At 66.9% G+C, this 11,744-nt stretch carries 13 protein-coding genes; 1 reads left to right on the top strand and 12 read right to left on the bottom strand.

What is annotated here, in order from left to right:
* Positions 1–68: 68 nt before the first annotated feature.
* Entirely contained in the window at positions 69–224 is a 156-nt protein-coding gene (locus CV023_RS04570) for a hypothetical protein (RefSeq protein WP_157689074.1), read from the top strand.
* Here CV023_RS04570 and CV023_RS04565 read toward each other — a convergent pair.
* The 12 genes from CV023_RS04565 to CV023_RS04510 all read right to left on the bottom strand — a co-directional run bounded on the left by CV023_RS04565 (position 213) and on the right by CV023_RS04510 (position 11,646).
* A complete protein-coding gene (locus CV023_RS04565; protein WP_157689076.1) occupies positions 213–644 on the bottom strand; it encodes an arsenate-mycothiol transferase ArsC in 432 nt (143 codons plus the stop codon). The two genes, CV023_RS04570 and CV023_RS04565, sit on opposite strands and share 12 nt — an antisense overlap.
* Before the next feature lie 169 nt (positions 645–813).
* On the bottom strand, positions 814–1,101 hold the full coding sequence (locus CV023_RS04560) for a hypothetical protein (RefSeq protein ID WP_230744254.1): 288 nt from the start codon (positions 1,099–1,101) through the stop codon (positions 814–816).
* Between the two features lie 101 nt (positions 1,102–1,202).
* On the bottom strand, positions 1,203–2,252 hold the full coding sequence (locus CV023_RS04555; RefSeq protein WP_139908194.1) for an ArsO family NAD(P)H-dependent flavin-containing monooxygenase: 1,050 nt from the start codon (positions 2,250–2,252) through the stop codon (positions 1,203–1,205).
* Positions 2,249–2,671, bottom strand: a complete 423-nt coding sequence (locus tag CV023_RS04550) for an arsenate reductase ArsC (RefSeq protein ID WP_230744253.1) — start codon at positions 2,669–2,671, stop codon at positions 2,249–2,251. Before CV023_RS04550 ends, CV023_RS04555 begins: the two co-directional genes overlap by 4 nt.
* Positions 2,672–2,688: 17 nt before the next feature.
* Complete coding sequence (locus CV023_RS04545; protein WP_166971862.1) at positions 2,689–3,705, bottom strand: metalloregulator ArsR/SmtB family transcription factor; 1,017 nt, start codon at positions 3,703–3,705, stop codon at positions 2,689–2,691.
* A complete protein-coding gene (gene arsB, locus CV023_RS04540; RefSeq protein WP_166971860.1) occupies positions 3,702–4,799 on the bottom strand; it encodes an ACR3 family arsenite efflux transporter in 1,098 nt (365 codons plus the stop codon). The genes CV023_RS04545 and arsB overlap by 4 nt, the downstream gene beginning before the upstream one ends.
* A 116-nt stretch (positions 4,800–4,915) precedes the next feature.
* Entirely contained in the window at positions 4,916–5,476 is a 561-nt protein-coding gene (locus tag CV023_RS04535; RefSeq protein WP_166971858.1) for a CueP family metal-binding protein, read from the bottom strand.
* Between the two features lie 247 nt (positions 5,477–5,723).
* Positions 5,724–6,047 (bottom strand): metal-sensitive transcriptional regulator, encoded by a 324-nt coding sequence (locus CV023_RS04530; protein ID WP_230744252.1) that lies wholly within the window; start codon positions 6,045–6,047, stop codon positions 5,724–5,726.
* 11 nt (positions 6,048–6,058) lie between these two features.
* Complete coding sequence (locus tag CV023_RS04525; RefSeq protein WP_139908189.1) at positions 6,059–8,203, bottom strand: heavy metal translocating P-type ATPase; 2,145 nt, start codon at positions 8,201–8,203, stop codon at positions 6,059–6,061.
* Between the two features lie 90 nt (positions 8,204–8,293).
* On the bottom strand, positions 8,294–8,890 hold the full coding sequence (locus CV023_RS04520; RefSeq protein WP_230744251.1) for a YdhK family protein: 597 nt from the start codon (positions 8,888–8,890) through the stop codon (positions 8,294–8,296).
* Between the two features lie 148 nt (positions 8,891–9,038).
* Positions 9,039–9,383, bottom strand: coding sequence for a hypothetical protein (locus tag CV023_RS04515; protein ID WP_230744250.1), 345 nt, complete (start codon positions 9,381–9,383; stop codon positions 9,039–9,041).
* 49 nt (positions 9,384–9,432) lie between these two features.
* Positions 9,433–11,646 (bottom strand): heavy metal translocating P-type ATPase, encoded by a 2,214-nt coding sequence (locus CV023_RS04510; RefSeq protein WP_230744400.1) that lies wholly within the window; start codon positions 11,644–11,646, stop codon positions 9,433–9,435.
* Positions 11,647–11,744 lie beyond the last annotated feature (98 nt).

Here is an 11,744-nt window from a genome sequence, read left to right as displayed (position 1 = left end):
GGACGCAATCGGCCTTTGGCATCCATATGTGCAGTAACTTGAGTGCTGCTGGTGACGAGTCTCTCCTGGTGAAGCCGACGGCCGAGGCGACCGGCACCGTCGCCAGCGACTTCGCCGTCCTCGCTGACCTTGAGGAGGTGTTCAGGATCGCCAGCGCGCCAGAGAACGTCCAGGCGGGCGAAGGCGACGACGGCGAGGGGTGCGTGGCCGGCTCAGGGCTCTGACGTCTTGACAAGCCCCGCGGCCAGGCAACGGACCTTCTCGGCGAGCTCGTCGCGGACCAGGCGCATTCGTTCCTCGCCCTCGATCCCTCGCGCCGAGGGCTCGTCGATCGTCCATGTCTCGATGGTCCCGGCCATCCCCGGCACGGGCTCGACGACGGCCTCGTCGCCGATGACGACGACGCGGTCCGCAGTCTGCAGCATAGTGGGATCGATCGGCTTCGGGTGCTCGTCGGCCATGCTAGCCCCGACCTCGGCGACAGAGGCAGCGGACAAGGCATTGAGCGCTGTCCCGGGGGAGGTGCCGGCCGAGTGCACCCGGACGGAGTCGCCGGCGACCTGGCGCATGAGTGCGGCGGCCATCTGCGACTTGCCTGCGTTCTTGACGCAGACGAACAGGACGGACGGCTTCTTCTCGATCACGATATCTACCTTTGTTCAATAGTTGGTAAGAACGACGTTGAGCTCGTGGACACGGGCCGCGATGTCATTGCGGCCGCGCAGTCCCTGCATGCCGGCGGCTCGTCATCGTTGAGGTTCCATAGAGCGTCGTTAATGTCCACCACTCATCAACAGGGGCGCGCCAGCCGGGTCAGCACGATGCGGTTGCGGACTCTGGCCCGGTGGCTGCCAGATCGCGCAGGCGTTGCTCCGCTCGGTGCACGGGGATGGACTCGACGAAAGCTTCGCGGCAGGTCGAGCAGCAGATCTTCCGGCCGTCAGGCAGCAGGCGCGTGGGCGATCCCATGCCGTTCTGGCGAACGCGTTCGTCCGTGCAGACTGTCGCATGCTCCCGGCACAGCGCCGCGCCGCAGTGCCGGCAGAACGCGACGGCGGGGAAAGAACCCTGGCCGGCCGTTTCGTGTTCCCAGCAGTCCATCTGCCAACTCCTTGATTCGATGATAATCTATATAGAAAATCTACGCGACGCATCGATAGACGTCAATATCATCTGCGCCATCGATACGTCCGACATCAGCCTTAAGCCCTAGCCATCCGAGCGCCGATCTCGGCGACGGCGGGCTTGGCGGTGCGGGCCGCGCCGATGATGGTGGCGGAGGCGAATCCGGTCCAGTCGCCGTAGCCGAGCAGGTGCAGCCCGGGGTGGTCGATGCTTCGAGTGTCGTCGGTGGCGGGATGGCCGTGCTCGCGGGTCAGGCCGAGCCCGCTCAGGTGGCTGAGGTGTGGGCGGAAGCCGGTGCACCAGATGATCGCATCGCACTCGTGCTCTCGGCCGTCGTTCCAGGAGACTCCCGTCGGGCTGAGGTGGTCGAACATGGGCGAACGGTCCAGGACGCCGCGATCTCGTGCCGCCTGCACGGGAGGCACCATGACGATGTCTCCAAGTCCGGCCACACCGTCGTGGTTCCGGCCAGAGCGACGGGCTGCCTCGCGGGCGGTAGCGACGTCGAAGAGCACTCTGCCGTCGACATCGTCTGGCATGAATCGCGGTGGGTGCCGGGTGACCCACAGCGTCTCGGCCACCGTGGAGACCTCGGCGAGGATCTGCGCGGCGGAATTCCCTCCGCCGACGATCACGACCCGTTGGCCGGCGAACATGTCGGGCGAGTCGTAGGCGACGGTGTGCAGCTGCCTGCCGGAGAACGTGTCCTGACCGGGGAAGTACGGCAGGTAGGGGCTCTGCCACGTGCCGGTGGCACTGATCACCGAAGCGGCCTTCAGAGAGCCTGCGTCCGTGTCCACGGTCCAACGCTCATGCCCCCGGCGGACGCTGGTGACGCCGACCGACCGGCGCACAGGCAACTCGTAGCGCTCCTCGTATCGTTCGAGGTAGTCCACGACGTGGCCTGCGGTGGGGAACGTCTCGCCGGTCTGGGCGGGCATCGGCCATCCGGGCAGGGGGCTGTACTGGGCTGGGGAGAACATCCTGAGCGATTGCCAGCCGTGCTGCCAGGCCCCGCCCGGTCGTTCCTGTTCGTCGAGGATGACGAAGTCCAGGCCGGCGCGGCGGAGGAAATATCCTGCGGCGAGTCCGGCCTGGCCTCCTCCGATGACGACGACGTCACTCACGCCCGCGCCGGGTCCTGATCGAGCAGCTCTGCGGTGAGCGTCTCGATTCGAAACCTGATCTCGTCGCGGATCGGGCGTACCGCCTCGATGCCCTGGCCAGCGGGATCGTCGAGCTTCCAGTCCTCGTAGCGCTTGCCGGGGAAGTACGGGCAGGCGTCGCCGCAGCCCATCGTGATGACGACGTCGGAGTCCTGCACGGCCTCGGTGGTGAGGACCTTGGGTTCCTCGGCGGTGATGTCGATCCCCTCTTCGGCCATGGCCTCGACAGCGATCGGGTTGATCTGCTCGGCGGGCATGGATCCTGCTGAGCGGACCTCGATTTGATTCCCGGCGAGGTGGCGCAGCCAGCCGGCGGCCATCTGGGAGCGGCCGGCGTTGTGGACGCAGACGAACAGGACGGAGGGCGTGCGATCGTTCATATCTGTGCTTCTCTCGTTCATTCGGTGGTGAAGGTGGGGAGGAGTCGGCTGACGCGTGTAGCGATGTCGTCGCGGATAGCGGCGAGTCCCTCCGGCGATGCCAGGGCCGGGTCGCCGACAGCCCAGTCTTCGTACCGGACTCCGGGGACGACGGGGCAGGCGTCGCCGCAGCCCATGGTCACCACGACATCGGCGGCGCGAATGGCGTCGTCGGTGAGCGGCTTGGGGAACGCCTCGTCGGCGGCCTCGCGGTCGATCTCGGCGACGAGGTCGCGCACGTGCGGGTGGATGCCCGCCGCCGGGGTCGAGCCGGCGGATCGGGCGACGACCCTGCCCTCGGACAGGCTGCGGGTCAGCGCCGCGGCCAGCTGGGAGCGACCTGCGTTGGCGACGCAGACAAACAGCACCTGAGGCGGTGCGGTTGCTCGGTTGCGGGTGAGGTCAGCCAGTCGCTGCCGAGCGAAGCGTTCGCTCAGGGGCACCAGGTAGCGTGTGATCTTCGCCGACCGGGCCAGCGCCGTGTACGATTCCCGGACGATGCTGGTGACGGTATCCCGCGGCAGCTGCGACGTCGCGTTGGCGAGGTCGGCGGCCAGACGCTCGATGTGCTCGTCCATGCTCTCCAGCTCTGCGGCGGCCGTCGTTTCCGGTTCCATGCTGGGGGCGACGGCCGCCGGTGCGAATCCTTCGAGCAAGGCGGCGACAGCGTCACTTTTCCCTGGCGCGATGCTGTACCAGACCCAAGTCCCACGGCGCTCGGAATCGAGCAGCCCCACTGTCCGGAGGACCTTGAGGTGGTGGGAGACGGTCGGCTGTGAGACGTCGGCGAGGTCGGCGAGATCGCATACGCACGACTCGCCGCGAGGATCGGCTGCGATCGCCGAGAGCATCCGCAGACGCAATGGGTCGGCGAGGGCTTTGAGGGTGCCCGCGAGTGTCGCGGCAACCTCCTGGCCGAGGGCCGTCGAGATCGGCGTCACTTGGGGCAGGCAGTCTTCATCGGGGGCGGCTGGCGTCAGGGCGATGTCGGTCATGACGTTCGTACCTCCTGGTTATAGGGATCGGTGCGGAACCACGCCTTGGCGGCCCAGAGGGAGACGTAGACGAGGCCGACGAGGACGGGCACCTCGATGAGCGGTCCGACGACGCCGGCCAGTGCCTGGCCGGAAGTCGCGCCGAAGGTGCCGATCGCGACGGCGATGGCGAGCTCGAAGTTGTTGCCCGCCGCAGTGAATGCCAGTGTCGTCGACCGTGCATAACCGAGGCCGATGCCTTTGCCCAGCAGCAGGCCGGCGAACCACATGACGGCGAAGTACACCAGTAGCGGCAGAGCGATCCGGACGACGTCCAGCGGCCGGCTCGTGATCTGCTCACCCTGGAGGGCGAACAGCAGTACCACAGTGAACAGCAGCCCGTACAAGGCCCATGGTCCGACCTTAGGAACAAATTTCTCCTCGTACCAGTCCCGGCCCTTGCGCTTCTCACCGATCCAGCGCGAGGCGAATCCCGCGACCAGGGGCACTCCGAGGAAGACGAGGACGTTGAGGGCAATCTGGCCCATCGACACCTCGAGCCCTTGTGTGTCCAGGCCGAGCCAGCTCGGCAGGACGCTGAGGTAGAACCAGCCGAGGACGGAGAACATGACGACCTGGAAGACCGAGTTGATCGCCACTAGCACCGCGGTCGCCTCGCGGTCGCCGCAGGCCAGGTCGTTCCAGATCACGACCATGGCGATGCAGCGGGCCAGACCGACGATGATGAGCCCGGTGCGGTACTCGGGAATGTCGGGCAGGAGCAGCCAGGCCAGGGCGAACATGATCGCCGGCCCGGCGAGCCAATTGAGTACCAGAGAGGAGATGAGGAGCTTCTTGTCGCCGGTGACGGCGGCGACTTTGTCGTAGCGGACCTTGGCCAGGACCGGGTACATCATCACGAGAAGGCCGAGCGCGATCGGCATGGAGATCCCGCCGATCTCCATGTGCGACAGCAACTCCGAGATTCCAGGAATGAATCGTCCCAGAAGGAGGCCTGCGACCATCGCCAGCCCGATCCACAGCGGCAGCCACCTGTCCAGGGTCGAGAGCCGTCGCGTCACAGGGGGTGCAGTGAGAGATGCTTGATTAGACATGCCTCTATATTGAAGGATATCGATTCAATCAGCAAGTCAGTCGTGCTCACCCTCCGAAACCGCGGCTCGCCCATCGCGGTGATCTGCAGCTCCTCGCCATTTTCAGCGTCCGGGCGTCAAGTCAGCTGAAGACCAGTCAAGCAGGTGGGGTCGTCGATGCGGGTCGAAATGTCCTGCTTCGCGATGCGGTCTCCGGTGCTGACCGTGAGCGTCGCGTCAATGCCGCGGGGCAGCCAGAGTCCGACGAATCCGTTGTCGTAAGTCGTGAGTGTTTCATCGAGGATGGTCTTCCCGGACGTCGCCTCGACCACGGTGACGTCGACGTCAGTATTGGCGAGCTCGCCGCGGCAAGTAGTGAGGCTGTGAAAGTAACATTCGTGAGTCTGGCCGCGATATGGGGCGATAGAGACGTAGAATTCGTCTTCTGGCATCGGCAGAGTGGTTTGATTGTTCTGATCGTCGGTCAGGACGAGTTGGTCGGATTCAATCGAAGCGATGAGTTCAGACGAGCGATCTGCCACCTTCGTTGTGTCGAGGCGCTTGATGATTTCCTGTGCATTCAGTCCGTCTAGATTATGCTCGACCACCAGTGAGTGATCGGATCCTGCGTCAGCGGACGGTTCCGCATCAGCACAGCCGCTGAGCAGGAGGACGGTGCTGGTCGCCAGCGCGGTCATGGTCGCGCAGAGTCTCAGGCGGCTCCTGGAGGGCTGAATCGGAGTAACAATGGCAAGGGGCATGCCCAACTCTTTTCTCAGGTGAAAGTGTTCATGTCGTCAGGTAAGTCCTAACGCAGCCCGATTTCGCCGGTGCCAAGGGCAAGACGAAGCGCAGCGCACGCCTGCCAGGAGACATCGAGAGCCTTGTCTTGACCCGGGGGCGCAACCGGTCCGAGGCATCCTGTATTGACGAAATCGGATGGTGTCAGGAGCGGACGAGGCGATTGATGGCATCGGTGGCTTCCTGGATCTTGGCGATGGCCGCGTCCTCATCGCCTTGCTTGGCGGCGTCGAGCACGCAGTGCTTGAGGTGGTCATCGAGCAGGCCGGTCGCTACCCCCTGCAGGGCCCGGGTGAGCGCCGAGACCTGGGTGAGGATGTCGATGCAGTACTTCTCGTCGTCGATCATCTTGGTGATGCCGCGGGCCTGGCCTTCGATGCGCTTCATGCGGTTGCGGTAACGGTCCTTGTCGCTGATGTAACCGTGCTGGTGCGCCCCGGTCTCATCGGTTGCAGTGTCGGTGTTCATGGGTGTGTCCTTCACTTCTGGTGCTCCAGGACGGAGCGAGTGCTGGCATCTGGGGTGAGGTCGATGCGACGCAGCAGCTGGGCATTGAGCGCGACGACGACAGTGGAGATCGACATCAGGATCGCGCCGACCGACATCGGCAGGACGAACCCGACAGGTGCGAGCACGCCCGCCGCGAGCGGTACAGAGAGCAGGTTGTATCCGGCAGCCCACCACAGGTTCTGCTTCATTTTACGGTATGCGGCACGGGAGAGCTGGATGACCGACAGGACGCTGCGCGGGTCGGAGCTGGCGAGGATGACGCCGGCAGAGGCGATGGCGACGTCTGTGCCTGCCCCGATGGCGATACCGACGTCGGACTGCGCCAGCGCAGGGGCATCGTTGACGCCGTCGCCGACCATCGCGACCCTCTTGCCCTCGTCCTGGAGCGCAGCGACCTTGGCGGACTTGTCCTCGGGGCGGACGCCGGCGAAGACACGGTCGATGCTGAGTTCCCGGCCAACCTCGTTCGCCACGGCCTCGGCGTCGCCGGTGATCATAACGACCTCGACGCCGAGCTCATGGAGGGCGTCGACGGCGTCGCGGGACTCGGGCCGGACCTCGTCGGCGAGCTTGAGGCCGCCGATCACTTGGCCGTCGCGGAGGACGTGCAGGATGATCGCACCCTCGGCCCGCCACGCGTCGGCCGTGTCGACCTCGTCCTGCCCGGTCTCCTCGAGCAGCCGTGGACCGCCGACGCGAATCTCCTGGTCGGCCACGGTCGCGGTGACGCCGACTGCCGGGGAGGAGGAGAACCCACTGGCCGGCTCGAGGGCGAGGCTCTTCTCCTTGGCGGCGGTGACTATGGACCGGGCGAGCGGGTGCTCGCTGTCGGCCTCGGCCGCGGCGGCCAGGGCGAGCACCTCGTCGGAGTCCAGGTCGCCGGTCGATTCGACGCCGGTGACGGTGGGCTCGCCCTTGGTCAGGGTGCCGGTCTTGTCGAAGAGCACCGCATCGACCAGGCGCATGGACTCCAGCGCGAGGCGGTCCTTGACCAGGACGCCGCCGCGGGCGGCGCGCTCGGTGGCGATGGAGACCACCAGCGGGATCGCTAGGCCCAGCGCGTGTGGGCAGGCGATGACGAGGACGGTGATGGTGCGAATGACCGCATCGTCGGGGAGCCCGAAGAGAGTCCAAACGACTGCGGTGATCAGGGCCGCACCGAGGGCGAACCAGAACAGCAGGGCGGCGGCGCGGTCGGCGATGCGCTGGGCGCGGGAGGAGGAGCCCTGCGCCTCGGCGACGAGCCGGTTGATGCCCGCCAGCGCCGTGTCGTCGCCGGTGGCGGTGATCTCGACGCGCAGGCCGGAGTCGGTGGCCACGGTGCCGGCGGTGACTGCATCGCCCTCGCCGCGGGCGACGGGACGCGATTCTCCGGTGATCATGGACTCGTCCATGTCGGCGCGGCCGTCGACGATGGTGCCGTCGGCGGGGACGCTGCCGCCGGGGCGGACGATGACGACGTCGCCGACGCGCAGGTCGGCCGGGTCGAGCTTGACGACGTCGTCGCCCTCGACGCGCTCCGCCTCATCGGGCAGCAGTGCGGCCAGGGAGTCCAGCGCGGAGGTGGTCTGGGCCAGGGAGCGCATCTCGATCCAGTGGCCCAGCAGCATGATGACGATCAGCAGCGCCAGCTCCCACCAGAACTCGAGCTCGTGGTGGACGAGCCCGAGCGTGGCGGCCCAGGAGGCGAGGAACGCGACGGTGATGCCGAGCGCGATCAGCAGCATCATCCCCGGCTGGCGGCTCTTCAGCTCGCTGACGGCACCGGTGAGGAACGGGGTGCCGCCCCAGGCGTACATGACGGTGCCGAGCACCGCGGCCACCCAGCCTGCCCAGCCGGGCACGGAGTACCCGAGGAGCATGGCGAACATGGGGGAGAACGCGACCACCGGGATGGCGATGACGAGGTTGATCCAGAACAGCCTGCGGAACTGGCCGACGTGGTCGCCGTGGCCCGCATGACCACCATGACCACTGCCGTGATCACCGTGCCCGGCGTGGTCACCATGTTCCATGGTGTGGCCTTCGTGCTCGGCGCGCGAGGCGTCAACATGGCCGGACTCGGTGGTCGCGACGCCGTCGTGGTCATGGTGATGCGTGGTCGGGTCCGTCATTGCTCTTCGCTTCCCCTCGTTCTTCCCCGGTCTTTCCTTCGATCGGGTCGTGTCTCGCCGCGGACCTTGAATGGGCCCGCGGCGACCGGCTCAGGAGGCCGGCTTGATCTCGCTCTCGACGACCCACTTGTGGTTGGTCATCGTCATGCCGTCGGACTCGTAGTCGACCATGTAAACGGTCTCGTCGGTGGAGGAGGCGATAGTCGCCTTCGCGCCTTTCATGCCCTCCATGTGTTCGGCCTCGAGAGTGACCTCGGTGCCGTCGGCCAGACGCCCATCTCCGGCGTCCTTGATCTCCTCCTGCACGACCCACTTGTGATCCTTGACCGGATCCCCGCCGGTGGTGGGCGTGAAGTTCACCGCGTAGGTGTAGGTGTCGAACGCGCCGGCGATCGTGGCGTTTGCGCCGTCCATGCCCTCCATGTGTTCGGCGGTGAGCGTGACCTCGGTGCCGGCCGGGTACTTCGGCGACGCAGCCTTCTCGATGCCCTCGGGGGCGGGGCCGCCGTCCATCGGATGCTCCATCCCGCCGCTGTCAGAACTGCTGCCACTGCTTCCGTGGCCCTCGTGCTGGCTGGTCGATGAGGGCGTCGCTTGGTCCTGGTCTCCTCCGGTGCTGCAGCCGGTGAGCACGAGTGCTCCGCCGAGCACTCCTGCGGCGACGGTGGTCATGAGGCGCTTGCGCATAAAGTCTCCTATGAATTCTGGCCCGATCAACATTATACCCCTCTGGGGTATCGGTCAAATATCGATCGGCGGGCGTGGAATCGCTCAGCTACGATCCAGTCGACCCGGGGCGGCAGCAGTGATGCTGCAGCCCCGGGTCGTCGAAGGATCAGGCCATGTTGGCGGCGTACTTGGCTGGATCGGAGTCGAAGGTCGGTCCGCAGCCTGGGCAGCAGAGCCAGAAGCGCTGCCCGTCGTAGTCGCGGAATAGGCCCTTTTCTTCGGCGTCCTGCTTGTTGACCGGATTGCCGACCATGACGGGGCAGGTGGTCATGTCGTCGTCGCTTCCTTCGACGAGAAGGTTATCGCGATGTCCGGAATCGGCGGCGGGGTTCTCTGCGCCGATCATGCCGCCGCAGCTGGAACCATCGCTGACAGGTTCCTCGGCGGCGGATGCCTTGGCTGCGGGGGAGGTGCTGCAGCAGCTGGTGGATACCTGGTCTTCGTTGCTCATTCTCGGTGAATGCCTTTCGTGTGTTCGGATGATGATCGGTTCTGCGGCGTCACTGCTTGGCGACGCTGCGGAACCCGCGCAGGCGGAGGCTGTTACCGACGACGAAGACGCTGGAGAACGCCATCGCCGCGCCTGCGAGCATGGGGTTGAGCATGCCCAGCGCTGCGACCGGGATGGCCGCGACGTTGTAGGCAAACGCCCAGAACAGGTTCGACTTGATCGTGCCCAGGGTCCTGCGGGAGAGCCGGATCGCGTCGACCGCGGCCCTCAGGTCCCCGCGCACGAGCGTGATGTCGGAGGCCTCAATGGCGACGTCGGTGCCGGTGCCCATCGCCAGGCCCAGGTCGGCCTGGGCCAGCGCCGGGGCGTCGTTGACGCCGTCGCCGACCATTGCGACGACCTGGCCCTCGTCCTGGAGTCCGGTGACGACGTCGACCTTGTCCTTGGGCAGAACCTCGGCGATGACCTTCTCGATGCCGACCTCGGCGGCGATCCGCCGGGCGACGGCCTCGTTGTCGCCAGTGAGCAGGACCGGGGTGAGGCCGAGACCCTTCAGGCCGGCGATGGCCTCGGCGCTGGTGGGCTTGACGGCGTCGGCGACGACGAGGATCCCGCGGGCCTGTCCGTCCCAACCAACGGCGACGACAGTCTTGCCCTCGTCCTCGGCTGCGGCCTTGGCGGCGGCGACATCGGGGGAAAGGTGCTGAGACCAGTCGGCCAGCAGGGACTCCCGGCCGACGAGCACCCCGCGGCCGTCGACGACGCCCTGGACGCCCTTGCCCTCGATGTTCGCAAAGTCCTCGGGCGTGGGCAGCTTCCCGACCTTCTGGACCGCGCCCTTGGCGATGGCCTGGGCGATCGGGTGCTCGGAGGCGTCCTCCAACGCGCCTGCCAGGCGCAGCAGCTCGGTGCGGTCGACGCCGGGCTCGGTGATCGCCTCGACCAGGGTCATTTTGCCGGTGGTGACGGTGCCGGTCTTGTCCAGCACCACAGTGTCGACCTTGCGGGTGGATTCGAGGACCTCGGGGCCTTTGATGAGCACGCCCATCTGCGCGCCGCGGCCGGTGCCGACTAGCAGTGCGGTGGGGGTGGCCAGGCCGAGGGCGCAGGGGCAGGCGATGACGAGGACCGCGACCGCTGCGGTGAAGGCCGCGGAGACGGGGAATCCGGCCCCGAGCCATGCGCCGAGGGCGATGACGGCGATAGCGATGACGATCGGGACGAACACGCCGGAGATCCGGTCGGCCAGGCGCTGGACCGCGGCCTTGCCGGTCTGGGCGTCCTCGACGAGTTTGGCCATCTGCGCCAGTTGGGTGCCCGATCCGACGCGGGTGGCGTGGATGACCAGGCGGCCGCCGGCGTTGACGGTCGCGCCCGTGACCGGGTCGCCAGCGACGACCTCGACCGGCACGGACTCTCCGGTGAGCATAGAGGCGTCCACGGCCGATGTCCCGGATACGACGGTGCCGTCGGTGGCGATCTTCTCGCCCGGGCGGACGACGAATTCGTCGCCGACCTGAAGGTCGTCGATCGGGATCTTGACCTCGGCCCCGCCGCGCAGGACCGAGACCTCCTTCGCGCCGAGCTCGAGCAGCGCGCGCAGTGCGGCACCGGCCTGGCGCTTGGAGCGCTTCTCGAAGTAGCGGCCGGCGAGGATGAACATCGTCACGCCGGCGGCGGCCTCGAGGTAGATGTTGCCCGCGCCGTCGGACGGAGCGATGGTGAACTCGAAGGGATGCGTCATCCCCGGCGTCCCGGCGGTGCCGAGGAACAGGGCGTAGAGCGACCACAGGAACGCCGCGGTCGTGCCCATGGAGATGAGGGTGTCCATGGTCGCGGTGCCGTGGCGCAGGTTGGTCCACGCCGCCTTGTGGAACGGCCAGGCCGCCCACACGATCACCGGTGCGGCCAGGGCCAGAGAGGCCCACTGCCAGTAGGTGAACTGGAGCGCGGGAACCATGGCCATGGCGATCACCGGGACGGTGAGCACGATCGCGCCGATGAGGCGGTGCTTGAGCGATGTCAGTTCGGAGTCGGGAGCTTCGCCCTCGTTGCCGGTCGGGCCCGATGACGTCGCGTCCTTGGGCTTGGGCATGGCGGCGGTGTACCCGGTCTTCTCCACCTCGGCGACCAGCAAGGCGGGGTCGTAGCCGGCGGGCACGGTGACCTTGGCCTTCTCGGTGGCGTAGTTGACCGTGGCGGAGACGCCCTCGAGCTTGTTGAGCTTCTTCTCGATCCGGTTCGCGCAGGAGGCGCAGGTCATCCCGCCGATCTCGAGTTCGATGCCGGCGTCCGCGACCAGCGGCGCTTCGGTGTTCGTTGCAGCTTGGGTGCTCACTGCAAATCCTTTCCTGTTGCTTC

Source organism: Brevibacterium sp. CCUG 69071 (genome assembly GCF_021023135.1).
Classification (GTDB): domain Bacteria; phylum Actinomycetota; class Actinomycetes; order Actinomycetales; family Brevibacteriaceae; genus Brevibacterium.
This window is presented reverse-complemented; position numbering and strand designations above follow the sequence as displayed.